Source organism: Rugamonas sp. DEMB1 (genome assembly GCF_029834475.1).
GTDB lineage: Bacteria > Pseudomonadota > Gammaproteobacteria > Burkholderiales > Burkholderiaceae_D > Rugamonas > Rugamonas rubra.
Map to the genome: position 1 here is coordinate 4,254,706 of NZ_CP122407.1, position 24,087 is coordinate 4,278,792.

The following is a 24,087-nucleotide window of genomic DNA, read 5'->3' on the forward strand; positions in this document are numbered from 1 at the left end:
ACGAATAAATGATGATACGCCAAACCACCCACCCAGGAGCAAACATGAAAGCCGTCGCCTACCGCCATTCCCACCCCATCGACCACCCGCAGGCGCTGCTCGACGTCGAACTGCCCGAGCCGCAGGCGCTGGGCCGCGACCTGTTGGTCGAGGTCAAGGCCGTCTCGGTCAACCCGGTCGACATCAAGGTGCGCCACGCCGCCGCGCCGACCGAGGGCGAAAGCCGCGTGCTCGGCTTCGACGCCGCCGGCATCGTCAAGGCGGTCGGCCCCGACGTGACCCTGTTCAAACCGGGCGACCAGGTCTGGTACGCCGGCTCGCGCACCCGCCAAGGCAGCAACAGCGAGTTCCAACTGGTCGACGAGCGCATCGTCGGCCACAAGCCGGCCACCTTGGACTTCGGCCGCGCCGCCGCGCTGCCACTGACCGGCATCACCGCCTGGGAATTGTTGTTCGAGCGCCTGCAAGTGAGCCGCGACAAGGGCCGGCGCGGCCAAACGCTGCTGGTGGTCGGCGCGGCCGGCGGCGTCGGCTCCATCCTGGTGCAACTGGCGCGCCAGTTGACCGGCCTGAATATCGTCGCCACCGCGTCGCGGCCGGAAACCACGGAGTGGGTCAAGCAACAGGGCGCCCACCACGTGATCGACCACAGCCGGCCCTTGGACGAGGAAATGCAGCGCCTGGACCTGCCGCAGCCAGACTACGTGATCAGCCTGAACCAGACCGAGCAGCACTGGCCGGCCATCGTCAAGCTTGTGGCGCCTCAGGGCAAGATCGCACTGATCGACGACCCGCTCGCGCTGAACGTGATGCCGCTCAAGCCCAAGAGCGTGTCGCTGCACTGGGAATCGATGTTCACCCGCTCGATGTTCGACACGGCGGACATGCAAAAGCAGCACGATCTGCTCAACGACCTGGCGCAACTGGTGGACAGCGGCGTGATCAAAACCACGCTGGCCGAGCGGCTGGGCACGATCAACGCGGCCAACCTCAAGCGTGCCCACGCGCTGCTCGAGGGCGGCCGCATGAAGGGCAAGATCGTGCTGGAAGGTTTCTAGGCGCCGGCGCCGGCGTTCTGCTGCTGGCGCAACAGGGCGATGGCCACCTGGTCGTGCGTGGCCAGCAACTCCTGCATCACCCCGGCCGAGGCGTAGGACTCCTCCAGCACGCGCAGGAAGGCGTGCTGGCGGCGCAGCAACCCGGCCGAGCAGAAGCCGAGCCGCTCGAACATCCGCGCCACGTCCAGACACACCTCGCGCAACTCCCACAACACCTTGCGGGTCGACTCCAGATCGGCGTGCAGGCCCTTGTCGATATCGATCAACTCGGTTTGCGCCGGCCCCTCGCGCCCCATCTCCTGCAGGGTGCCACGCCAACGGCGGATCTTTTCGCCGATGCGGCCGATGCGGGCGATTTTCTCGTCGAGCAATTTGCAGTAGTACCAACACAAACACCCCACCGGCAGCCGCGCCAGAAAGCTCGGCAGGCCGATGGAACGCATGCCCAGTTCTATTTTTTTGACGGTGCGAAGCAACTGCACGATGCTGACGCTGATCGACGAGGGACGCATGATGACACTCCAAGACGCGGCGAAAAAGACGAGCGGGGATCAGCAGCTACAGTAGCAAAGGATGGGGCGGGGGGAATGGCCGTGTCACGCACGGCCTTTGAGGCGGCTTAAGAAAGCGCCGAATCTGCCTGCCCCGGCGTGGCGCCGGGGCAACTAGATTTCCTACTCGACAGCGTCAACGGCCGCGACCGCCTTGGCCGACTCCGGGTTGCGCAGCATCGCCTTGATGCCGCGCAGGCCCTGGCGGATGCGCGCCTCGTTCTCGATCAGCGCGAAGCGCACATACTCGTCGCCGTACTCGCCAAAGCCGATGCCGGGCGAGACGCAAACCTTTGCCTCGGCCAGCAGGCGCTTGGCGAACTCCAGCGAGCCGAGGTGGCGGTAGGCCTCGGGAATCAACGCCCAGATGTACATCGAGGCCTTGGGTTTTTCCACCGGCCAGCCGGCCTCGAGCAGCCCCTTGACCAGCACGTCGCGCCGGCTCTGGTACTGCGCCACGATGTCGCCGACGCAGCTCTGGTCGCCCTCCAACGCGGCGATGGCCGCCACCTGCACCGGCGTGAAGCTGCCGTAGTCGTGGTAGCTCTTGATGCGCGCCAGCGCCGACACCAACTCCTTGTTGCCGACCATGAAGCCGATGCGCCAACCCGCCATGTTGTAGCTCTTCGACATGGTGAAGAACTCCACCGCCACCTCGCGCGCGCCGGGCACCTGCATGATCGACGGCGCCTTGTAGCCGTCGAAGGTGATGTCGGCGTAGGCCAGGTCGTGCACCACCAGAATATTGTGCTGCTTGGCCAGCGCCACCACGCGCTCGAAGAACTCCAGCTCGACGCACTGCGCCGTCGGGTTGGAGGGGAAGCCGAGCACCATCATCTTCGGCTTCGGATAGCTTTCGCGGATCGCCCGCTCCAGTTCGGCGAAGAAGTCGACGCCGGGCGTCATGCGCACCGAGCGGATGTCGGCGCCGGCGATCACCGCGCCCCAGATGTGGATCGGGTAGCTCGGGTTGGGCACCAGCACGGTGTCGCCGCGGTCCAGCGTGGCGAGCATCAGGTGGGCCAGGCCCTCCTTCGAGCCGATGGTGACGATGGCCTCCGATTCCGGATCGAACTCGACGTCGTAGCGCGTCTTGTACCACTTGGTGATGGCGCGGCGCAGCCGGGGGATGCCCTTCGAGGCCGAGTAGCCGTGGGTGTCCGGCCGCTTGGCCGTTTCCACCAGCTTGTCGACGATGTGGGCCGGGGTGGCGCCGTCGGGGTTGCCCATCGACATGTCGATGATGTCCTCGCCACGGCGGCGGGCGGCCATCTTCAGTTCGGCGGTGATGTTGAAAACGTAGGGGGGCAGGCGATTGATGCGCGAAAAGCTGCGCGGAGCTTGGGATTGAGTCATGGATTGGTCTTCACGTAAGCGCCCGGAACCGTCCGAGCGACGCAGGCGCATGTGTTGCGCCTTAATTAATACTAGCCGAACGATCAAAGTCTTGGCAATTATTTTTTACAGCAACTTGATCTATGTTAATCCGCGAAGCCACAAAGCATGGCTATCCACCCGCTACGCCGCCTAAAATACTCGATTTTTCGCGTTTTATTGAAAGCCACTTATGCTTCGCGCTCCAGAATTACTCTTGCCGGCCGGTTCCCTTGCAAAAATGCACGCCGCCTTCGACTTCGGCGCCGACGCCGTCTACGCCGGCCAGCCGCGCTACAGCCTGCGCGTGCGCAACAATGAATTCTCCCGCGCCGAAGTGCTGGAGCAGGGCATCGCCCAGGCCCACGCGCGCGGCAAGCAGTTCTTCGTCGCAAGCAACATCTTCGCCCACAACTCCAAGCTCAAGACTTATCTGCGCGACATGGAGCCGGTCCTGGCCATGAAGCCGGACGCGCTCATCATGGCCGATCCCGGCCTGATCATGATGGTGCGCGACAAGTGGCCGGACATGCCGGTCCACCTGTCGGTGCAGGCCAACGCCGTCAACTGGGCCGACGTCAAGTTCTGGCACCGCATGGGCCTGACCCGGGTGATCCTGTCGCGCGAACTGTCGCTCGACGAGATCGAGGAAATCCGCCAAACCTGCCCCGAGATGGAGCTGGAGGTGTTCGTCCACGGCGCGCTGTGCATCGCCTACTCCGGCCGCTGCCTGCTGTCGGGTTACTTCAACCACCGCGACCCCAACCAAGGCAGTTGCACCAATTCCTGCCGCTGGGACTACAAGGTGATGAACGCCGACGAGGACGCCAGCGGCGACCTGGCCCGCATCGCCCCCGAGACCATCGGCTTCAACTACCGCCAAGCGCTCAACGAGGCCGACGAGTCGTTCTCGGCGATGGGCGACATCAAGCGCCACCCGCTGGCCGACCGCGCCTACCTGATCGAGGAGGCCGAGCGGCCCGGCCAGCTGATGCCGATCATGGAGGACGAGCACGGCACCTACATCATGAACTCGAAGGACTTGCGCGCCGTCGAGCACATCGAGCGCCTGGTCAAGATCGGCGTCGACTCGCTGAAGATCGAAGGCCGCACCAAGTCGCTGTATTACGCCGCGCGCACCGCCCAGGTCTACCGCCACGCCATCGACGACGCCGTCGCCGGCCGGCCCTTCAATATGGACCTGCTGGGCCAGCTGCAAGGCCTGGCCAACCGTGGCTACACCGACGGCTTCTACGAGCGCCACCACACCCAGGACCACCAGAACTACATGGCCGGCGCCTCCGAGCTGCACCGCAGCCAGTACGTCGGCGACGTGCAGGGCGTGCAGGACGGCTGGGCCGAGATCGACGTCAAGAACCGCTTCGCCGTCGGCGACCAGCTGGAGGTGATCCACCCGAGCGGCAACCAGATGGTGCGCATCGAGCAGATGCGCGCGCTCGACGGCAGCGCCATCGAGGTGGCGCCGGGCAGCGGCCACCGCGTCCGCATCGCCCTCGACCAACGCTACGACAAGGCGCTGCTGGCGCGCATGCTGTAGCGCCACGGCGCCGCCGGCAATGCCCGCCGGGCAAAAAGGCCGGCGGCGCAGATGTAGGGTCAGACCCTAGCGCCAAGGCGGGGAGTCTGACCCTGGCATGTCGCCCTTGCGGCCAATGCTCAATCAAGCCACCACACCACCGCGCAAGGCCGGCGCCCCCGCCTGCACAAACAGCGCGCGCTCGGCCTGGCGCCGCCGCGTCAAGCCCGCCACCACCGCGCCGCCGGCCTTGTTCCACAACAAGAAGCTATCGGCCGCCGCGTCGAACTCCCGGCGCGCGATGTGGCGGCGCACAGAGCTGGCGCCAAACGCGCCCAGGCCCACGTTGTAGGCCAGCGAAGTACAGGCGGCCAACCGCCCCGGCGCCTCCAAATGCAGCGCCGGACAGAGCTTCAACACCGCCAGCTGGAACTGCGCCACGCGCCGCCGCAGCACCTCGTCGGCGCGCTGCTGGCTCCACACCATGCCCTCCCCCACGTCCAGCGTTTCGCCCCAGCCGATGGTCCACACGCCGACCATGTCGCGGTAGGCGTGCAGACGGCAGCCCTCGAAGGCGCGGATCAAGCGCAGCGCCATCGGCAGCGCGGCGCCGTCCCCGATGAGCGCGGCGCTCATTTGCGCTTGTCGAACACGCGTCCGACGAACCAGAACGCCAGGATGCCGGACAGGATGGCGCGGTCCTCGGCGTCGTAAATTTTCAAGATCGCCTCCCAGCCACCGATGCCGGCGCGCTGCGCCACCATGAACATGGCCAGCTTGGCCAAGCCGTACAACAGCAGCACGTAGTAGGTGGCCAGCGGCCGCACCAAAAAGTTCAGCGCGTCGGCCCACCAGATACCGAGCGGCTGCATCTGGCCGGCCAGCGCGTCCTTCTGCGCGTCGAGCAGGGCCAGCGTCTCCTCCACGCCGCCGCGATACTCCACCAGCGCCTGCTGGCTGGCGGCGCGGCTCTGCTCCAACTGGAACTGGCGCTCCAACATGGCCAGCTCGTGGGCGTTGTCGGTCTTCTTGTGCAGGAAGCCGAACAGCTCGGGCAGCAGGCGCAGCAGCCCGCCGCCCAGCATGGACAACAAAGACAAAATCATGGTGCATCCTTTCGATCGTTGAATGACATGGGACGGCGCTGCGGCAGCACATAGCAGGCCAGCGCCACCACCAGCGCGACGCCGCCCAATGATGGCGATGGCGTGCGCTCGAAGGCCGGGCTGATCACCACGTCCAGCGCGGCCGTGGTCAGCAGCAGCCACGCCAGCCGGCTGCGCAGCGTGGTGTGGCGACCCATGTGGTTGATGGTGAAAAACAGCCCTTGCAGAGGATCAGCGTGGCCGCACCCAGGTAAATAGCCAGCAGCATCACTGACCTCCAATGAAGGAGCGCAGCCGCTTCAGGCCGGCCGGGATCAGCACCTGGGCGGCGATGCCGAGCGCGGCGCCGCCGGCGATGCGGGTGAAGTCGCCCACGCCTTGCAGCCAGGGCAGGTAATGCAGCGCCGCCACCGCGATGACCGGCGCGAAGAAACCGGCCAGCAGCGCCGAGCCGGCCACGGTGCCGACGATCTTCGGCGCCGACATCGGCGGCAGGTAGGAAAGCGACACCAGGCCGCCGAAAAAACCGGCCAGCAGCGCGTCGTACTGCACGCCGAACACCGAGCCGCTGAGGGTGATGGTGCCGGCGGCGATGGCGATGGAGGCCGTCGAACTTGCGGGTTCAGCCATGAGTTTTCCTTTCAATGAGTGGGTAGGAGCCCGACTGCGGGCCAGCGTCGGACAGGCACGGGCGGGCGGCACGGGCGGGCGCCGACGTTATCCGGCGGCCACCAACTCCTTGTTTCCCGCCGCGCGCGGCCCCTGCCCCGCCTTGGCCTTGCCCAAATTGCCGGCGTTGAGTTCGACCTGCATGCGCCAGGAGTCGTGCGAATAGCTGTGGCTGACGGACTCGACCAGGTAGTCGCCGTCCACCTCCGGCTTCACACCGGAGATGCCGACGACGCGCTCGGCGCCAATGTCGGCCCGCCCCATCAGGTTCAGCGTACCGCTGGCGGTGGCTCGGTTCAAGGCCGCCATGCGCGACTGCGCGGCGGCCTTGGCGGTGGCCGTGTCGGTGTAGGGATGGCGGTCGCTGTGCACGGCGCCGCCGTCCGGCCCCGGCGCCGGATTGGCCACCTCCTGCTCGACCAGCTTGGCCTGGCCGGCGTCGTGCGAGCCGGTCTTGACCGAGTCGAAACCGCTGCGGTCGGCGAAGGTGAAGCTGTAGCGCGTCAACTGCTCGGCGCGCAACACCAGCTTGGGCGGCAGCGCGCCGCTGGCCGTCTTGCCGGCGCCGCGCGGCAGCACCAGCAAGGCGCCGTTCTTGACGGTGGCGGTGGCGCCGTGCAGCCGCGCCAGCCGCGTGAGGAAGTGCAGATCGCTCTCGCCAACCTGGTCGAGCCGCGCCACCGCCGCCTTCACCTCGCACACCGCGCGCCAGCCGTGGCGCGCCGCCACCGTGGCGACAATGGCCGCCAGCGTGGTCTTCTCGTAGCCGGCGTGGCGCTGGCTCTTGGCGCTCTGCCGCAGGTCGGCGCCCTTGCCGCGGATGATCAGGCAGGCCGGCGGCCCCTCCATCACCACCTCGTCGATCTTGAAGCTGCCCAGCAGGTTCAAGCCCTGGCCGGCCCAGCCCAGCGAGATGGCCAGGGTGGCGCCCTTGGCCGGCAGGGCCAGCTTGCCGCCCCGGTCGTCGAGGCGGATCTCGCAGGTGTCCGCCTCCAGGCCGGTCTTGTCGCTCAGGCGCAGTTCCAGCAGGCGGTCGCGCAGCAGGTCGGTGATGTTCTGCCCGTTGGCGACGATGTCAAATTCGGCTCGCATGCGCCCTCCTCAATTCCACAACTGGATCACGTCGCTGCGCCGCGCCGGCAGCGGCGGCAGCAGCATCGTCAGGCCGGCGGCGAACGGCTGCGGCTGCGCCGCCAGGCCGGGATTGGCGGCGTACACCGCCTCCACGCTGCCGGCCACGAAGCCGTAGTGGTCCTGGCAGATCGTGTCGAGCACGTCGCCGTCACAGGTTCTGATAATCGTCGCCATAGCGTTTGAACTCCATCGAGAAGGTTTGTTTGCGCGCCGCGCCGTTGGCCAGCAGACCGTCCTGCTCCTCCGACAGCGACACCATGTACCAGCGGCCCAGCACCTCGCCGTAGCCGGTGGTCAGCAGCAGCGGCCGGGTGGCGCCGCCGATGGCGCGCAGCTTGTCGAGCTCCTTGCGGCCGGTGTTGAGCGCGGTGAAGATCACGCCGTTCAGCGACAGCGACTCGCCGCCCTTGCCCACCGCCTGCAGCGCGTCCTGCCGGTTCAGCCGCTCCTGCGCGGCGACCGTGTAGTTGGTCTGCCGCTTGAGGCCCTGGAAGCTGGCGTTGGACAGGCCGAAGCTGTAGCTCGAACCGTCCTCCGCGCTCAGCACCAGCATGTGCGGCGTGGCAGCCGTGGCGTCCGCCGCCGCGCCGGCCGCCTCGCCCGCCGCGCCCTCCCCCTTGCTCTTCAGGCCCAGCGAGGACAGCGCCGCCGCCACCGGCGCCGGCGCCTTGCCGCCCAAGCCAGTCAGCGCGGTGAAGGCCTTGCGCAGGCCGCCCACCGCGCCGGCCAGCTTGGCGGCGGCCTCCTTCACCAGCGCCACCTTGCTGTTGATGAGCTTGCCGGCGGCGCTGCCCAGCATGGCCAGGCCGCGCTCGACCACGGCGCCGTCGAGCAGCGGCAGCACGCGGTTCATCGTCGCCGTGGCGCTCTTGACCAGCGCCGTGGCGTGCTCGATGTGGCCGACGGCCAGCGCCGCCAGCTTGCCCGCCTGGGCGATTTTTCCATCCACCAGCTGCTCGACCCGGCGCGCCCTTTCGGTGGCGCGGCCGATCTCGCTGGTGGCCCGATTGACCAACTCTTTGACATCCATGATTGCTCCTTAAACGTGTACGCCGTCGAACAGCGCGGTGCGCGCCTGGCTGGCGCGCAGCTCGTCCATCAAGCGCTGCAGATGCGGCATCAGCTCGCGCGCGATCGACGCGGGTTCCTTGACGTCGCCCTGCACCGTGACCGTGATGGCCGGCGCGAAGTGGATGGCGGGCGCGGCGGCCGGCGGCGCCGGAGGACCACGCAGCAGTGCCGCCGGCGGATTCTTCAGCACGCCCTGCAAGGCGCTCTGCAACGCCGCCGCGCGGGCGGCGGCGGCCAGCACCTCCGGCGCGCCGCCAGGCAGAGGACCGTTCGCCGGGCCGGCTTGGCCAAGCTGCCACGGCGCCGTCAAGCCGGCTGCGGCGCCTGTGGCGGTACTGGCTTTCGGCTCGGGCTTCTTGTCGCCAAACAGCGCCTTGGCCGCAGCCCCTACCCATTTCTCGCCACCCCAAGCACCCAGCGCACCCACCACGGCGGCGCCAGCCAGTATGCCGAACGGGCCGGCGACCGTGCCGATCGCCGCGCCAACCTTCGCGCCGAGCATGCCACCGGCCAGTGCGCCGGCGGCGCCGCCGTAGCCCTCCGCCTTCTGGTCCTTGGTCTTGGCGTCGCGGTAGGTTTGAACCACCTGCAGCGCGCCGCCGGCCATCGCCGCCGCGCCGCCCAGCCGGCCCGCGTACGGCGCGAGGCGCCCCGCCAAGCCGCCCGCCACACCGGCCGCCGAGCGCAGCGACAACGCGGCGGCAGCGCCGACGCGGCCCAACAAGCGCCCGCCCACGCCGGCGGCGCCACGGCCCAGACGGAGCGCGCCCAGTCCCAGGCTGGCCGCGTTGCGACCGATGCTGCCGGCCGCGCTACGACCCAGGCTGAGCGCGCCCCGTCCCAAGCCGGCGGCGCCGCGACCGAGGCGGCCAAGGCCGCCGGCCGTGGCACGGGCCGCCCGCATGGCGCCGCGGCCGATGCCGCCAAACACCCGACCGCCCAGACCGAGCGCGCGCCGGCCCAGCGCCGCCGCGCCGCGCCCCATACGGCCGAGACGGACGGCGGCGCGCCGGCGCATGCGGCGCAAGCCGCCCGGACGCCGCTTCTTCTTATTGCCCTGGCGCTCGCCGTCGCCGTCCTCGGGGCCGGAGGCGTCGGCGCCATCGCCGCCATCGCCGCCGTCGCCATCACCGCCGCCGCCACAGCACTTGCCGACCGGCCAGTTGGTCACGTGGACGCGCTGCACGCCGCCGGTCTTTGCCGCCTCGTCTTCGCCGGCACCGGCCGCGCCGGCCGCCTTCTTCTTCCGGCCGAAGATGCCGCCGAGCAGAACCTCGCCGGTGCCGCGCGCCATGTCGACGCCGCTTTTCGCCAGCTTGTAGGCGGCGAGCGCGCCCACCACGCCCACCAGTCCCGCCGTCACGTTGGGCCATGCCTTGGCCAGCTCGGCGGCGCCGTTGCTCAGGTCGGTCAGCACCACGGCCACCTTGTCGCTGTAGGGCCGCAGCGCGTCGCCGACGTTGATGAGCAGCTGGCCCGAGGCGGCGTCCAAGGCGCCCCACTTGTTCTTGGAGCTGCTGCGCGCGTCGCCAAAGTCCTTGTCGAGATGCTCCTCGACCGGCTGCGCCGCGCCGGCCGGCGCCACCTTGTCCAGCTGCGCCCGGGCGCGCGCCAGCGAGGCCGCCGTGTCGACCGACGCGGCCTGGCCGGTCTTCTTGTCCTTGCCGCGCGCCTGCTCGCGCAGCTTCACCAGTTGTTCCTTGACCTCCTTGGCCGCCGCCTCGGGCGAGTCGGCCGTCTTCAGGCTGCGCTCCAGCATGGACGCCAACCGCTGCGGCGCCGCCTGGCCGTGCACGCCCAGCTTGTTCATCTCGGCCAGCAGGGCCGGCATGGTCTTGGCCAGCGCGCCCAGGTCGACCTTGTTGCGCTGGCCCATGTCGACGATGCCGTTGAGCGCCTGGCGCATCTCGGCCGGCGAGTTGATGTTGGCCTGCTGCGCCAGCGCGCCCATCAACTTGGCGCTGTCGTCCATCGACACGCCCTGGCCCACCGCGAAGCGCGTCAACAACGGCGCCAGTTCCAGCGCCTGCTTGCCGTCGAGGCGGGGGTTGATCATCTTGCCGACCGCGCCGGCCAGCTCGTTGCTGTTGACGCCGGCCTGGCGCGCCTCCAGCGCCAGCCGCGCCGCCACGCGCGCCTCGCCGGCCGCGCCGCTGGCGCCGGCCTCGTTGGCGATCGCCCGCACCGACACCTGGTACTCGGCCGAGGCGTTCACCGCCCCCATCACCGCCTTGCCCAGGGTGGACAGCTCGCCCAGCGCCTCCTTGCCCTCCTTCATACTCGCGCCGATGCGCTCGTAGCCCTGCGCCTGCAAGCGCAGGCCCTTCACCTGGCGGTCCGCCTCGCCGGCCGTCCTGGCCAGCTGCTCGGCCGCCTTCTTGGCCTTGGCGCCGCGCGCCTCGGCGTCGCCGAAGACGCGGCCCAGGCCGAGCTTCAGCCCGTCCGCGACCAGCGCGGCCGCTTGTTCCGTATTGTTCGCCATATGCGTTCGCCTGTTCCTCTTGTGTGTGTCATCCAGGCGGCCGTGGCGGGCCGCCCGTCCCCTGCGGGATCAGGCCGGCTCCTCCAGCCACCACAACATGTCGTCCAGCGTCATCCGCTCTATCTCGGCGGGCTGGAAGCGGCACTCAAGCGCCAGCCGCCGCGCCAAGGTCCGCAGCTGCTCCAGGCTCAGCTGCAGGATCGGAAAGGAGGCGAAAATAGCCGTCCTGCACGCGGTTGTAGTCGCTCAACTTGAGCTGCTCCAGGTCGGCCGGCGCCACCTGCGCCAGGCTGGCGAACAGCGCCAGCTCGCGCTCCTCGACGTCGGACGGGTGCAGCTTCTGCGCGCCGCGCATGTCGCGCACGGTCGGCGCGCGCAGCTGCAGCTGGTTGGTCTTGACGCCGTTGAAGCTCTCCGGCCGCGACAGCGTGACCGTGACGACGTCGACGCCCTGGCGCAGCCAGGACGGGTTGTTGGTGTGTTCCATGTGGTCCTCGAATTGAAAATGGGTTCTGCGTGAGGCGCCGGCGGGCGGACAACCCCCAGCGGCGCAAACCAGGGGTCTGACCCCGTACGGGGTCAGACCCCGGCTCTTCGCCGTTGGGGCTTGCTAGGCCGCTCCCGGCGCCTTGGCCTTACGACGCGACGCCGGCGCTTACACGCCCAGCGCGGCGCGCACCTTGGTCAGCTGGTCCTGGCCGTTGATGACACGGATGCCGGCCACCGGATCGATCTCGATGACGGCCTTGCCGTCGACCTCCAGCTTGTAGTAGCTGCAGTTGACGTTGTACTTGGTCTCGGCCTTGTCGCCGGCCTTCCAGTCGCCCATGTCGACCTCCTGCAGCATGCCCTGGAAGGTGGCCACGGCGGCGACCACGGCGCCCTTCTGGTCCTTGAAGGCGCCACGGAACACGCCGTGGAAGGAGGACTGGTCGGCCAGGCCGAAGTAGGCCAGCACGTCCGGCGCCACGCCGGTCATCGAGAAGGCCGCGTCGAGCGCCTCCAGGCCCATGTCCATCTTGACCGGCGCGTCCATGCCGCCGGCACGGTAGTCCTCGGTCTTGACCTTCAGCTTGGGCAGGGTGAGTTGGGAGGCAACGCCGGCGTAGCTGTCGGCACCGACGAACAGGTTGAAGTTGTAGAGGGTTTGAGGAATCATGTGGTAAAGCTCCGTTGTGGTGGGGTTGATGTGTTGACTGCTGGCGGCGCCGGCGGCTCAAGCGCCGGCGCCATGTCCTGCTGCGGCGCGGCCGCCCCGCTTAGTTGCCGATCGAGAGCACCTCGCCGACCCACTGGTTGGTGACCTCGACGCGGAAGTTCGGGTTCTCGGCCGGCGGCACGTCGGTGAAGCGGATGTTCCAGTACACCTTGCCCTGTTCGAGCTGGCTGCCGGTGTTCAGGTCCGGGTCCGGGTAGACCTCGAAGTTGATGATGCAGCCGGCGTTGCGCAGGTCGCGCATGAAGGCGTTCAGGCCCTCGGTGACGTCCTTCACGTAGGTCTTGGTGATGCCGCGGTCGACCGCCCACTTGTGCGCGTACAGAATGGCGTCCATCACCATGTCGGTGGTGCGCACGCGGGTGACGAAGGCCCACTTCGGATCGGCCGACAGGGTGCGGTTGCCCCACAGGCGGAAGCCGCCGTCGCGGATGATGGTGGCGACGTTGGCCACGTTGAGCAGGTTGGCGCGGCAGGTGGCGTCGCCGTCGAGGAACTCGACCGGACGCTTGGTGCCGACCAGGCCGACGAACTCCTTGTTCGACGGCGAGACCCAGAAGCCGTACTCGTTGTCGGTCCAGGCGAACAGGCCGGCGGCGGCGGCCGAGGCCGGCGCGTCGACGGCGGCGTTGGCCACCGTGTCCCACACCTTGATGCCCGGGTCGACCATGTACAGGCGCTTGCTGCCGAAGTTGAGGGCGTAGGCCAGCGCGGCGTCGTCGGTGGTGTTGGGGCCGTCGATGATGCCGATGGCGCGCAGCTTGCCGGCGATGCCATCGATGGCGGTGGCCACCGCCTGGGTGGCCGAGGCGCCGGGCGCCACCAGCAGGCGCGGTTGCAGGCCGAGCACCGACTTGGCGTCGAGCAGCGCCTGCAGGCCGGTGCGGGCGCCCTGGGCGCTGATGCCGCCGATGATGGCCGAGGTCTGCGCGGCGGCGTCGGCCACCTGGGCCACGCCGACCGCCGCCACCACGGCGCTGGTGCGGGCGTAGACGGCGCGCAGCGACTTGTAGATGTTGCTGGTGACGCCGAAGGCGGCGGCGGCCTCGCGCAGCGAGGTGATCTTGACCGGCGTGTTGGGCGCGGCCAGGCCGGCGCCCGGGGTGTAGGTGTCGACCAGGCCGATCACCGAGCTGGACGGTGTGGCGATCGAGCGGGGGCCGGAATCGACCAGGGTGACGGTGACGCCGTGGAAAAAGGATGCTGCCATGGTGAATCTCCTAGAAAAAGAAAAACCCGCACAGGGCGGGTTGGGGGGTGCAACAAAGTGGTGTTGTGGAGGCCGGCCCGGATTATTGGCTCAATGCGGTCGCGCGATCCGGCCCGCGCTTACATAGCCAGTGGGATGACGGCGACCTCAACTGCCGTATGTACGCGAATCAGCAGACTGGTTTGCAACTTGCGCATCGGAAGTCGCACCGGCGAAGTGAGTGCCGTGTGGTTATACGGGAAAGCACTACGGGTGGCGAAGCCGACATTGGTTCCGTCAAAAGCCAACCATTCGTTAGTTGCTGAACCTTCTCCCCATCCACTCGTGCTCGCGGCCGTTGTCGTCAAACGGACAAACAGACATGGACCGGTCTGCACGTTGGTTGAAGTCGGCCAAATGGAAACCGGTCCCCAAACACTCTTCTTGATCAAAGGCGAAGCGTAAAGCGCGGCCATCACGGCATCAGACGCATTGAAGGCAGTCATCACCGCCGAGTTCGCCGCGCAAGCCGCCATCGCAACAGAGCTCGCCGCCATTGACGCAATCGCCGTTGGGCTAGCCAAGGCAGCGGTGAATGCGGCCGGGAAAGCCAGCAGCGCCGTTATGGCGACCTGGTTGGCCGACATCACCGACATTGCGCTTGAGCTCGCCACCACCGCCGTCACGAGCGACGGCGTGGCCAACAGCACCGTCAATGCGGCTTGATTGGCAACCATCGCCGTCATCGCAGTGATGCTGGCCACAATTGCCGTCAACGCCGCCGGCGTCGCCAACACTGTTGCCAATGCAGTCTGGTTGGCGGCCAGCACCGTCATCGCCGTGAGGCTGGCAAGAAACACTGTCAAGGCCGGTGGGGTAGCCAACACCGCCGCCAACAGCGCCGGTACCGCCAATACCGCTGCCACTGCTGCCTGGTTTGACGCAATTGCCGTCATTGCAGTCTGGCTGGCGACAACCGCCCTCGACGCCGCTGGTGCGGCGATTACCGCCGCCATTGCGGCCGGATTCGCCGCCAGCACCGTCATCGCGGTTGTACTAGCGACCACCGCAGCCAATGCCATCGGTGTGGCCAGCACTACCGTCACTGCCGATTGATTCGCCGTGACGGCCGCCATCGCAATTGCGCTGGCCACGAGCACTGCCATCGCCGTTGGGTTGGCGGTCACCGCGCCCACCGCCGTCGGGCTAGCCACCAGCACAGCCAACGCCACCGGAGCCGCAATGGCCGCCGCCATCGCGGTTTGGCTGGCGGCCACCGCCGCCATCGCGACTTGGCTAGCCATGACCTCCGGCAGCGCGACTTGGCTAACAAGCGCTGCGGAAATCACCGTTTGACTAGCGGCTATTGCTGTCATGGCGATCTGGCTCACAACAACCGCCGCTATCGCCACCGGACTGGCGATGATCGCGTTGTAGGCGATGGGATGGCCGACCACCGCGCTCATCGCCCGCGCGCTGCCGGCGATGGCCGCCATCGCCGACGGGCTGCGCACGATCGCCGCCATGGCCTCAGCCGAATTGAGCACCAAGTTGAAGCTCTGGCCGTTGCTGATGTCGGACAGGTAGACATCCAGCATGGCGCCGTTCATCAGCTCCAGCGGCGCCACCGCGTCCGGCACGATGGAGTCGAAACGGTTGACCACGTCGTAGCTCTTCAGCAGCGCCGCCAACGTGATCAGGCTGGTGTTGTCGGCGGAGTCCAGATCGGCCTCCTTCATTTTTTGTTCGGCCTGCCTCAGGAAGTTGTTCCTGAATTCGGTCAGTGTGTTATTTGGCATACATGCTCATCCCAGTAGGCCCGCGTAGATCAACGCGGTAAGTGTGGATAATTGCGCCTTGTAGGCCGCGAACTCGTCTTTGCCGACCTTGGTCGCCAGCAGCGCCGTGACGTTGCCGATGTCGCCCTGGGCGCTCTTGAGCACAGTGACGATCTCCTGCACCGTGTCGAGGTTGACGTCGTCGCTGGCGACCAGGCCGCGCAGCGTGTAGACGGCGCCGTCGAGCGCCGTCAACGCGGCGCGCAGCCGGGCCACGTCGTCGTCGAGCTGGTTGTCCGGGTGCGGCAGCGGCAGCTGCAGGTGGGGGGTGCTCTGGTTGATCATGGCGCGCCCTACAGCGCCATGGCGCGCAGGTTCTCCACCTCCGGCCGCGCCGACGAGGTGCCCGACAACACCAGCTTGACCTTGACGCTGTCCTTGTTGACGCCGGCCAGCTCGTAGGTCAGCTCCTGCTTGTCCAGCGTCAGCGGGCGCGACGACAGGAACGGCACCTCGACGTCCTTGCCGTCGGCGCCGGCGCCCGGCAGGATCACCACCAGCTTGGCGCCGGACGGCAGCGCCGCGTCGACGATGACGCGCACGCGGCTGTTGGCGCCGGCCGGGAAGGCCACCGACACGTAGTCGGCGCTGGCCTGCACCGTGCCGGCCACCAGCTGGGTGCCCGGGTGCAGCACCGGCGACACCGCCGCCGTGCCGCTCAACTTGGCGCTGACGTTGATCTCGCCCGTCACCGGCACGCCCAGCCGCACCGGCTGGCCCTCGGCGACGTTGATCTTGGCGCCGCCCGGCAGCGCCAGCGTGTACTCGACGCGCGACTCGAAGGTCGGCGCCTCGGCTAGCGCCAACAGCAGCAGGTCGGTGGCGTTGCTGACGCTGACGTTGCCCAGGTTGACCGTGCTGCTGGTCTCGGAGAACACCGCCTTTTGCAGCTCGAAGCTCATGTCACGGTCCTGGTGCGGCGTCCAGGTCGAGGCGTTCGACGAGGACAGCAGCACGCCCACCTGGTAGGGCTGGGCGGTGACGCGGCGCTGCGCGTTGTCGTCCCACATGCCGACCTCGGCGACGGCCAGCTGGGTCTTGTCGTCGTTGGTCATCACCACCAGCGCGTACTCGGTGTTGGCGTCGAGCCAGGCCGGCGCGGCGAACACGAACTGGGTCGGGCCGACCGTCTTGATGGCGGCGGCATCGAGCCGCGCCTCGGCGTAGATGGTGCGGTTGGGCACGCCGGCGGCGACGCCGCGGATCTGCAGCAGCACCGGCGCGGCGCCCTTGACGGTGAACCACAGCTTGACGCCGCCCAGCGCCGTGGCCTGCGGCAGCGTGAAGGTCTGCGCCAGCGGATCGTAGAAATTGGTGGTGATGCGCGTGACCATCTGGCGCACCTCGGTCACGCGCAGGCCCTGGCCGCTGAAGGTGGCGGCGCCGCGCGTGCCGCCGGCGCCGATGAACTCGACGTTCTTGGCGCCGGCCGGCACGTTGGCGGGGATCTGGAAGCGCCCGGAGAGCACGCCCTGGGCGTTGGCTTGAATAGTCATGTTGTGGCTCCTGTTAAGCGGTTGGGGTGACGACGATGCCGTCGAAGCTGACGCTGTCGAGCGCCTCGTTGGGGCCGAAGCCGGAGATCGAGAACAGCACCGGGATCTGCCGCAGCTTCTCCTGCACCTGCGACGAGGTCGACAGCAGGTTGTTGACGGTGCTGCTGCTGGTCTGGGTCAGCACGCCGCTGCCGGTGACGATGCGGGTGGTCAGCGGGCTGCTCCAGGTGGTGTCGACGTCGGTCCAGCGGTCGATGGCCGGGGTCAGCACCACCGTCGCCGGCAGACCGTCGAAGGCGGCGTAGGGGTTGACCTTCATGGTGGTGGTGCGCATCGGCTGCGACAACACGGTCGCCAAGGTGAACTTCAGCGAGGCCGGCGCCGCCACGTCGCCGCCCGGCGCGTTCGGCGTGGCCGCCACCGGCAGGGTCAGCTTGCCGCCGACGATGGCGGCGCTTTGCTTCACGCCTTGGTCGCGCACGTCGTCGTTGAGGAAGGGGTCGACGAAGATGCCCTTCTTCAGCGCCGTGTCGCGGTTGGCCGCGTCGCTCTTCAAGGTCTGCTGGGCGATCAGGGTGGCCAGGAAGTCCATCCGCGTGTTGATGTTGGCCAGGTTCGTGCATCGGCACCACGCGCACGCCGTCGTTGAGCACCACCCGCGAGGCGCGCCAGCCCTGCTGCACGCTGGCCAGCGCCAGCAGCGCCTCCGGCACGGCCGGCGCGCGCGGGTTGGCGTCGGCCGCCACGCCCTTGATCCACACCAGGGCGCCGTCGGCGTCCAGGCACAGGCGGTCGATGCGCGGCAGCTTCTGCGTGTAGCTGACCAGCACCTGGGTGCCGGCCACGGCGCCGGTGACGCTGAAGCCGGTGTCGTCGATGGCGCTCGGCGTGACCGCCACGTTGCACTGGTAGATCACCTGGTAGGTGCTGTTGGTGGCCGGCTCGACGCCGCTGCCGCCCCAGTCGACGGCGCCGGCGCTGAGCTTGTAGCTGGCGCCGCCGCCGCTGCCGGCGACATAGGTGGTGCCGCCGACGAAGCCGTCGCCGTTGGCGTTGATGGTGCCGCCCTGATTGACGGCGACGATCTGCACGATGGCCGTGTCGGGCAGCGTGTCGGCGCCGCCGGTGTAGCCGCCGCGCGTCATCGTCGCGCTCTTCTGCTGGGTCAGGTAGACCGAGGTCAGCGAACCGAGCGGCACGCGGTCGAGGGTGAGGCGCTGCGCCGCCGGCCCGCTCGACACGTGCGGCTCCTGCTCGATGTTGCGCAGGTCCGGCTTGGCCGGATAGACCAGGCGGCGGCCGGTGGCCAGGTTGACGCCGAAGCCGTTGACGCGGGCGCGCCCCTCGGAGACGGTGTAGACCTGGGCGCCGTTGACGTCGGCGGCGGCGGCCACCTTCAGGCCGCCGACCACGTAGGAGCCGCCCGAGCTGTCGCGGTCGTAGCGGGCCAGGGCCTGGGTCACGCCGTCCAGGTTGGGCGGCGCCTCCTTGGCGCGCAGCACGCCGTCGTCGATCAGGTAGACCGGGTAGAACTCGCCGGACTGGCCGTCGCCGGCCGCGCCCCACACGGCCACCGTCTTCTGGCGCGCCGCGCCGGGCTCCTGGTGGCCGCGCGTGCCGGCCGCCGGGTTGCGCAGCCCGGGCGCCTCCAGCTCGGTGACCACGCTGTCCTTCAGGTAGACGCCGATGGTGGCGCTGCCGACGGTGGCCACCTTCAGCTCGCGCGCCGCCAGGCCGCGCACGGCGCCACGGATGTAGATGGCGCCGGCCTCGCAGCTCGACGCGCCGCTGTCCGGGTCGATGCGCACGCGGGCGTCGCGGATCACGTCGCCGTCCTTGAACAGGGCGTCGCTGACGCCCTGCAGGCGGGCCGTGGCGGCCGACTGGATCTCGTTGAGTTCGGCCGACTGCAACACGCGGTCGGCGCGGAACAGGATCTGCTCGTGGTTGTCGGCGGCGTTGAAGCGGTTGTAATACTGTTCGATCATGATAAGGGTCCCGTTCAGAAAGGCAGTACGTATTCGAAGGTCTGGCGGATGGAGGGGCTGCGCGTGGTCTTGTCGAAGCGCTCCAGCGCGTACAGCTTGCCGGGGCTGAGCAGGTCGGCCGCGACGAAGTAGCGCTGGCCCGGCGGCAGCTCCGGCTTGACCACCGTGCCGAGGAAGATGCCGACCTCGCGCAGCTGGGCCGCCGGGGCGTCGAGGAAGTCGAACACGAAACGCACCAGCAGCCACTTGGTCGGCGTCTCGCTGAAGGTGTAGCGGCCGCTGACCACCGACACCTCGCCGGCCGGGTCCGGCGCGACGAAGCGCGCCTCGGTGGCGACGCGGCGGCCCACCTCGGCCACCAGCGCGGCCGCGTTCTTCGGCTCGGGCGCCGTGCCGCCGTTGTCCCAGGCCGGGTCGCCCGAGCCCCAGGCCAGGTGGATCGGGCGGGACTTCACCGCCTCGGCCAGCGCCGCGCGGCCGTCGTCTTGTAAAACTGCCATATCAAGCTCCATTGTGAAAAGTGATGGTCGAAGGAATCGTGACGCGCCAGCGGCGCGCACTCCAGTTGCCGCCCCAGCCGCCGGCTTTGAGCGGCGTCTCATAAACGCCGGCCGTGCCGCTGAAGAGGGCGTGGCGCGCCAGCCGGTCGAAACCGGCCAGCGGCAGTTGCAGGGCCGGCGCCAGGGCCGCCCGCGCGTCGATGTCGAAGCGGTCGATGACGATGCGGCGCAGGCCCAGGTCGTGGCTGTCGAGCCGTTCGCCGTCGAGCACGAAGCGGCGCTCCACCACCGTCATGCCGCCGCCGAGCTGGCCGTTGATGTCGTCCAGCGCGCTCTCGTCGCCGTCCAGCAGCAGCTGCGACAGCGCCATCGTGCGGTGCGCCGTCAGCGTGGCCGGCGCCGCCGCCGTGTCGGCCGTGGTGCCGGTGACCAGCTGGCCCATGATGAAGCGGCCGTCGGCGATCAACTCGCTGTCGAGCAGCCAGGTGTCGAGCATCATGCGGTCGTCGTAGGGCACGACGGCACACAGCGTGTCGGTGCGGGCGTGGCCGGGCACCTCGCCGGGCAGGTCCGCCACGCCGCCGCGGCGCGCCGCGAACGACAGCTTGATGCCGTCGACCAGCACGCCGGAGTCGTCGTCGAGCAGGGCGTCGTCGAGGCGGCCGCCGTCCAGCCGCAGCGGGCGCAGGTCGTAGCCGTGGTACATGCGGTACAGCCGGGCGTGGGCCGGCAGCGAGGCGCGCACCAGCTGCGCCACCGCGTCGACGCGCAGCTGGGCGTAGGCGTCGCCGGGGTCGATCTGCAACCACGGCCCCTCCTCCTCCAGCGTGGCCTGGTAGCCCAGCCAGGACAAGGCCCGCTTGACCGAGGCCGCCGTGCCGCGCTGGCGCAGCCACGGCAGGCCGGCCTCGATCAACGCCGCCGTGCTGTCGAAGTAGGGGGCGAACTCGGCCAGCTGCCACTCGGCCGCCAGCCACGGCGCCAGCGCGCCGCAACTTGCCTGCGGCCGGCGCAGCCCGGCCGGCGCGTCGGCCAGCGCGTCGAGCGCGGCGCGCGGCGCCGCCCGCGCCAGCGCCCGTTCCAGCGGCGTGGCGTTGGACGGCAGCAGCCGGGCGCTATCGGCCGGCGCTACCATGCGACACCGCCGTCGTCGATGCGGATGCTGCCGGCCACCGCGTACTCGTGCGGCGCCACCGTGATGCCGGCGCCGTGCAGCTCGATGCGCGAGACGCCGGCCACGTGCAGGCGGCCGGCCAGCCAGGAGCCGGACACGTCGCGCCCCAGCCGGGCGTAGTCGGCGATCTGCGCCGGCAACGCCGCCTGCAGCTGCGCCGCCAGGTCGAGCGGCGCGCTGGCCTCGCGGTAGACGGTGGCGGCGACGTCGAGCGGGCGGGCCTGCGCCAGCACGATCGACAGCGGGATGCCGAGCGGCTTGGCGTCGTCCGCCGCGAAGGCCGCCTGCACCGCCGCCAATACGGCCGCGCCGTCGGCGCCGTCCTGCGGCCACAGCGCCAACGCCACGCTGCCCGGCGGCGCCGCCATCATGCCGGCGTCGTGCACCAGCGGGCTGGCCGACAGCGCCGCCAGGCGGTACTGCTCCGGCGTGCCGTTGCCGGCCAGCGCGGCGGTGCGCAGCTGGGTGCGCAGGCGCAGCCGCTCGTCGCTCTCCTCGGCCAGGCGGCGCACGTTGTAGAAGGCGGCGGCGTGGTCCAGGTCGGCCCCCTCGGCGAAGGCCAGCAGGCTGGCGCGCGCCGCGTCGTTGATGCGGGCGCGGATCTGCAGCTCGCGGTAGGCCGCCAGTTGCAGCAGCTTGACCACCGGGTCCGATTCGAGCGCGGCGTTCCAGCCCTCGCCCATCTGGCCGCGGAAGGCCGCCAGCATGTCCTGGTAGATCTGCTCGAAGTCGAGCGGCTCCACCATGTCCGGCGGCGCCAGCTGGCTCAGGTCTATGGTGCTCATGTCTTCACCTCCAATATCATCGCCTCGCCCAGGTAGTCGCCGCCCAGGCGCAGCGCCACGCTGCCGTCGAGCACCGACTCGACCGCCACCGCCCGCAGCTTCAGGCGCGGCTCCCAGCGCCCCAGGGCGCGCGCCACCTCGGCCTGCAGCGAGGACTTCCAACCCGGCGTGACGGGCAGGTCGACCATGCGCGGCAGGGTCGAGCCGTAGTCCGGCCGCTCGCGCCGGCTGCCCAGCGGCGTGGTCAAAATATCGCGCACGCTTTGCAGCAGGTGCGCGCTCCCAGTGATCGGCTGGCCGGTGTGCCGATCCATGCCGACGAGCGCCATGGCTATGCCGCCGCGCGCACGACCGGCGCCCGCTCGAACTCCGGGTGCTGGTCGAGGTGGGCGATCAGGCCGGCGCTGGCCGCCGTCAGGTGGCCGTTGTGGACGCGGTGCTGGGTGCCGTCCGGCAGGAAGATGCTGCGGCTCTGGAAGGCGGTGTCGCGGAACACGACGGGGATCTTGTTGCTGGCTCTTGCCATGGTTGACTCCTTAAAAAAAATGCCCGCGTCGGCGGGCATGTTGGGGGGGGGGGGAATACTGGTCGCGCGTGTCGGCGGATTACCCGCCGGCGCAATTTAGGGTCAGACCCTAGGGTCTGACCCTGGGCTCCGCCGCCGGGACTTCGCCCGTGGTCGGCTGCTCGGGCCGCCGACACGATTCGGCTCAATCAATGCTTGTGGTGGTTACTGTTGCCGCCCGAGTCCATCACCGCGCCGGACGCGTCGACATCGCCGTCCACGCCCAGGTTGCCCTTGACGCTGACGCCGCCCTCCACGCTCACCTTGCCCTTGAAGGTGGTCGAGGCGCAGTCCACCACCAGCGCCGGACATTGCAGCGTGACCTGGCCGCCGGAGACGATGCTGACCGTCTCGGCGTTGTTGACGCTGACCTTCTTGCTGCCGCTGACCTGCAACGCGCCGGCCTCCCAGTCGTACTCGATCAGGCAGCCGTCGGGCATGCGCCAGCTGAGCACCTTGGCGCGCCGCTCGCCGGCCTGGCCGTGCGGTTCAGAGTAGAAGCCGGGCAGGATGAAGCCGGCCGCCGGCTCGCCGGACGGCGCGATGAGCAGCGCCTGCTCGCCCAGCGACGGCGCGCGCCAGTGGCGCACCTGGCCCGCCGCCAGCGTGTGCCAGGGCAGCAGCGCGGAGGTCCACTGGCCGACGCGGATGCGGCAGCGCGCCGCCGCGTGGTCGACCTCGGCGATGCTGCCGGCCTGGATCAGCGCCGCCAGGCGGCGGTCCAACTCGACTATCGGATAGTCCATCGCCGCCTCCTATAGGTTGGGGGGGACATCGCCGGCCGGCCAGTAGCGGGCCTTCTTGCCGATGCCCGTTTCCGGGTCCAGGCCCAGCATCAGCTGGGTGTTCGTGCTGTCCGGGTAGGGCCAGAGCGGCGCGCCCAGTTCGAACTCGTGGCTCCACTCCAGCTGCCATTCCAGGCGGCCGGCGGCCGGCGCGGCGCCGGCGCCGGCCTGCAACCACTGCGCCATGCCGACCGGCAGGCCCCAGTTCTGGTGCTTGAGCGCCAGCGCCAGCCGCGCCGCCAGTTCGCGCAGCGCCAGCGCCGCCTTGGCGCCGGCCGCGTCGACGATCAGGCGGGCGACGAAGCGGCCGACCATGCCGGTCTCGCCGGTGCCAGGATCGCGCCCCGGGCGCAGCTCGGCCAGCTCGACCAGCAGCGCCGGCAGCGCCAGCGCCGCCTCGGACGGCGGGTAGTGCAGCACCGTCGGCACGCCGGCCAGGCGCGCCGCCAGGCCGCCGCGGATCGCCTCGTGCAGTTGTTCTATCGATTCAAGCTTGTCGCTCATCTTGCGTCCTCTCCGCAACCGGGCGCTGCCGGGTTGCCATCAGCCATAAAAAAACCCGCCGGGCTGCGCGGCCGGGCGGGTTGTGGGGAAATGCCGTGGGGGCAATCCTATGTTTGCCGCAGAAACGACAAAGCCCGCTTAGGCGGGCTTCGGTTGCTATTACTGCGAGAATGACTAAACTTTATACCCTCTGTAACACCTTGTCAACCACTATTTTCGACAAACTATAAAAAAATTTCCCCGACCACGCCCTGCTCGCGCAAATACGGCTCCAGCCGGTCCAGCGCCACCAGCTCCAGCTCGTGCAGGCGCTGCTTGATCTTCTCGAAGCCGCGCGCATACGTCATATGGTTGCCGCCGAAGGACTTGGCCAGCTCGCGGAAGCTGATCTCGATCCTCTTGTGGTTGGCGTACAGCTTGCCGACCATGCAGTCCAGCGCGAACGGCTGGATGGCCGGGAAGGACGGCGCCATCCAGTCCGACAAGCCCTTGATCGCGGCGATGCGTTCGGCCGAGAAGGCGTAGCGGCGCACGCCGGCGGCGTCCTCCACGTCGGTGTGGCCGTACTTCGCCTGCAAGGCCCACATCTCGGTGCGCGGCAGCTTGTGCGCCACGGCGTGGACGATCAAGGCGCACTGGGCGCGCACCTCCAGCGGGCCGAGCCCGGCGAAGTTGACCCGCTTCGACGCGCTGCCGCGCAGTTGTTCGAGCCACTCGCGCTGCGGCTCGGCCAGGCTGCCGGCCGACTCCATGATGCGCATCAGCGCCTTGCGCAGCGGCGCGTCCTGCTGCGCGTCCTGCGCCATGATCATATAGGCCACGTGCACCGCCTGCCCGGCGCTGCTGAAGATCGCGTCCCGATACTCCTGTTCTTTGATGATTCCCGCCGCCGTTGCCGCCATCGCCATCGTTTTCATGTTTCCCATGTCCCTACCCGCCTTTCGCTGTGTTCCTGCCACTGTAAAACTTGCCATTTCACACAATATATACGAGAATGAATACAGGATCAATACGCAAATGGATAGAATTTCACCGATAACTATACGCGGATGTATAATTCATTAT

At 69.0% G+C, this 24,087-nt stretch carries 27 protein-coding genes and 1 pseudogene; 2 read left to right on the forward strand and 26 right to left on the reverse strand.

What is annotated here, in order from left to right; translation table 11 throughout:
• Positions 1 to 44 precede the first annotated feature (44 nt).
• Entirely contained in the window at positions 45 to 1,058 is a 1,014-nt protein-coding gene (locus QC826_RS19485) for a zinc-binding alcohol dehydrogenase family protein (protein WP_279762040.1), read from the forward strand.
• Here the strand turns inward: QC826_RS19485 and QC826_RS19490 are convergent.
• Together QC826_RS19490 and alaC are read right to left on the reverse strand one after the other, a co-directional pair.
• Entirely contained in the window at positions 1,055 to 1,570 is a 516-nt protein-coding gene (locus QC826_RS19490; RefSeq protein WP_279762041.1) for a hypothetical protein, read from the reverse strand. The two genes, QC826_RS19485 and QC826_RS19490, sit on opposite strands and share 4 nt — an antisense overlap.
• 162 nt (positions 1,571 to 1,732) lie before the next feature.
• Positions 1,733 to 2,965, reverse strand: coding sequence for an alanine transaminase (alaC, locus tag QC826_RS19495; protein WP_279762042.1), 1,233 nt, complete (start codon positions 2,963 to 2,965; stop codon positions 1,733 to 1,735).
• Between the two features lie 211 nt (positions 2,966 to 3,176).
• Here alaC and yegQ point away from each other — a divergent pair, with 211 nt between their 5' ends.
• Entirely contained in the window at positions 3,177 to 4,541 is a 1,365-nt protein-coding gene (gene yegQ, locus QC826_RS19500; RefSeq protein WP_093388402.1) for a tRNA 5-hydroxyuridine modification protein YegQ, read from the forward strand.
• 123 nt (positions 4,542 to 4,664) lie between these two features.
• Here yegQ and QC826_RS19505 read toward each other — a convergent pair whose 3' ends face one another.
• The 24 genes and pseudogenes from QC826_RS19505 to QC826_RS19615 all read right to left on the reverse strand — a co-directional run bounded on the left by QC826_RS19505 (position 4,665) and on the right by QC826_RS19615 (position 23,948).
• Entirely contained in the window at positions 4,665 to 5,156 is a 492-nt protein-coding gene (locus QC826_RS19505) for a lysozyme (RefSeq protein WP_279762043.1), read from the reverse strand.
• Positions 5,153 to 5,626, reverse strand: a complete 474-nt coding sequence (locus QC826_RS19510; protein ID WP_279762044.1) for a hypothetical protein — start codon at positions 5,624 to 5,626, stop codon at positions 5,153 to 5,155. The genes QC826_RS19505 and QC826_RS19510 overlap by 4 nt, the downstream gene beginning before the upstream one ends.
• Positions 5,623 to 5,823 (reverse strand): hypothetical protein, encoded by a 201-nt coding sequence (locus QC826_RS19515; RefSeq protein WP_279762045.1) that lies wholly within the window; start codon positions 5,821 to 5,823, stop codon positions 5,623 to 5,625. The genes QC826_RS19510 and QC826_RS19515 overlap by 4 nt, the downstream gene beginning before the upstream one ends.
• Before the next feature lie 70 nt (positions 5,824 to 5,893).
• Positions 5,894 to 6,256 carry a hypothetical protein gene (locus QC826_RS19520; RefSeq protein WP_093388400.1) on the reverse strand — a complete coding sequence of 121 codons (363 nt, stop codon included), beginning with the start codon at positions 6,254 to 6,256 and terminating at the stop codon, positions 5,894 to 5,896.
• Between the two features lie 87 nt (positions 6,257 to 6,343).
• Positions 6,344 to 7,387: a phage late control D family protein gene (locus tag QC826_RS19525; protein ID WP_279762046.1), complete on the reverse strand. Its 1,044-nt coding sequence runs from the start codon at positions 7,385 to 7,387 to the stop codon at positions 6,344 to 6,346.
• 9 nt (positions 7,388 to 7,396) lie between these two features.
• Positions 7,397 to 7,603 carry a tail protein X gene (locus QC826_RS19530; protein ID WP_279762047.1) on the reverse strand — a complete coding sequence of 69 codons (207 nt, stop codon included), beginning with the start codon at positions 7,601 to 7,603 and terminating at the stop codon, positions 7,397 to 7,399.
• Positions 7,578 to 8,459, reverse strand: a complete 882-nt coding sequence (locus QC826_RS19535; protein WP_279762048.1) for a phage tail protein — start codon at positions 8,457 to 8,459, stop codon at positions 7,578 to 7,580. Before QC826_RS19535 ends, QC826_RS19530 begins: the two co-directional genes overlap by 26 nt.
• Before the next feature lie 9 nt (positions 8,460 to 8,468).
• On the reverse strand, positions 8,469 to 10,982 hold the full coding sequence (locus QC826_RS19540) for a phage tail tape measure protein (protein WP_279762049.1): 2,514 nt from the start codon (positions 10,980 to 10,982) through the stop codon (positions 8,469 to 8,471).
• A gap of 145 nt (positions 10,983 to 11,127) precedes the next feature.
• Positions 11,128 to 11,469, reverse strand: a complete 342-nt coding sequence (locus QC826_RS19545; RefSeq protein WP_279762050.1) for a phage tail assembly protein — start codon at positions 11,467 to 11,469, stop codon at positions 11,128 to 11,130.
• A 168-nt stretch (positions 11,470 to 11,637) separates the two neighbouring features.
• The gene (locus QC826_RS19550) at positions 11,638 to 12,141 is read right to left on the reverse strand and encodes a phage major tail tube protein (protein ID WP_093388394.1); all 504 of its coding nucleotides are present in this window, start codon (positions 12,139 to 12,141) and stop codon (positions 11,638 to 11,640) included.
• A 100-nt stretch (positions 12,142 to 12,241) separates the two neighbouring features.
• Positions 12,242 to 13,408: a phage tail sheath family protein gene (locus QC826_RS19555; RefSeq protein ID WP_279762051.1), complete on the reverse strand. Its 1,167-nt coding sequence runs from the start codon at positions 13,406 to 13,408 to the stop codon at positions 12,242 to 12,244.
• 119 nt (positions 13,409 to 13,527) lie between these two features.
• The gene (locus QC826_RS19560; protein WP_279762052.1) at positions 13,528 to 15,186 is read right to left on the reverse strand and encodes a hypothetical protein; all 1,659 of its coding nucleotides are present in this window, start codon (positions 15,184 to 15,186) and stop codon (positions 13,528 to 13,530) included.
• A 6-nt stretch (positions 15,187 to 15,192) separates the two neighbouring features.
• The gene (locus QC826_RS19565) at positions 15,193 to 15,510 is read right to left on the reverse strand and encodes a hypothetical protein (RefSeq protein WP_279762053.1); all 318 of its coding nucleotides are present in this window, start codon (positions 15,508 to 15,510) and stop codon (positions 15,193 to 15,195) included.
• Positions 15,511 to 15,518: 8 nt separating this feature from the next.
• Positions 15,519 to 16,721 carry a choice-of-anchor R domain-containing protein gene (locus QC826_RS19570; protein ID WP_279762054.1) on the reverse strand — a complete coding sequence of 401 codons (1,203 nt, stop codon included), beginning with the start codon at positions 16,719 to 16,721 and terminating at the stop codon, positions 15,519 to 15,521.
• 13 nt (positions 16,722 to 16,734) lie between these two features.
• On the reverse strand, positions 16,735 to 17,313 hold the full coding sequence (locus QC826_RS31720; RefSeq protein WP_409567893.1) for a DUF4815 domain-containing protein: 579 nt from the start codon (positions 17,311 to 17,313) through the stop codon (positions 16,735 to 16,737).
• A gap of 34 nt (positions 17,314 to 17,347) precedes the next feature.
• Positions 17,348 to 18,709, reverse strand: a pseudogene (locus QC826_RS19575) (DUF4815 domain-containing protein); the annotation flags it as partial.
• A gap of 14 nt (positions 18,710 to 18,723) precedes the next feature.
• Complete coding sequence (locus QC826_RS19580) at positions 18,724 to 19,209, reverse strand: hypothetical protein (protein WP_093388388.1); 486 nt, start codon at positions 19,207 to 19,209, stop codon at positions 18,724 to 18,726.
• A 1-nt stretch (position 19,210) separates the two neighbouring features.
• Positions 19,211 to 20,344, reverse strand: a complete 1,134-nt coding sequence (locus QC826_RS19585; protein ID WP_279762056.1) for a phage tail protein — start codon at positions 20,342 to 20,344, stop codon at positions 19,211 to 19,213.
• Positions 20,338 to 21,168, reverse strand: a complete 831-nt coding sequence (locus QC826_RS19590) for a baseplate J/gp47 family protein (RefSeq protein WP_279762057.1) — start codon at positions 21,166 to 21,168, stop codon at positions 20,338 to 20,340. Before QC826_RS19590 ends, QC826_RS19585 begins: the two co-directional genes overlap by 7 nt.
• Positions 21,165 to 21,482, reverse strand: coding sequence for a GPW/gp25 family protein (locus QC826_RS19595; RefSeq protein WP_409567672.1), 318 nt, complete (start codon positions 21,480 to 21,482; stop codon positions 21,165 to 21,167). Before QC826_RS19595 ends, QC826_RS19590 begins: the two co-directional genes overlap by 4 nt.
• Before the next feature lie 17 nt (positions 21,483 to 21,499).
• Positions 21,500 to 21,694: a hypothetical protein gene (locus QC826_RS19600; protein WP_279762059.1), complete on the reverse strand. Its 195-nt coding sequence runs from the start codon at positions 21,692 to 21,694 to the stop codon at positions 21,500 to 21,502.
• 188 nt (positions 21,695 to 21,882) lie between these two features.
• Positions 21,883 to 22,479 carry a phage baseplate assembly protein V gene (locus QC826_RS19605; protein ID WP_279762060.1) on the reverse strand — a complete coding sequence of 199 codons (597 nt, stop codon included), beginning with the start codon at positions 22,477 to 22,479 and terminating at the stop codon, positions 21,883 to 21,885.
• A gap of 9 nt (positions 22,480 to 22,488) precedes the next feature.
• Complete coding sequence (locus QC826_RS19610; RefSeq protein WP_279762061.1) at positions 22,489 to 23,022, reverse strand: hypothetical protein; 534 nt, start codon at positions 23,020 to 23,022, stop codon at positions 22,489 to 22,491.
• 224 nt (positions 23,023 to 23,246) lie between these two features.
• Complete coding sequence (locus tag QC826_RS19615; RefSeq protein ID WP_279762062.1) at positions 23,247 to 23,948, reverse strand: hypothetical protein; 702 nt, start codon at positions 23,946 to 23,948, stop codon at positions 23,247 to 23,249.
• Positions 23,949 to 24,087: the final 139 nt, after the last annotated feature.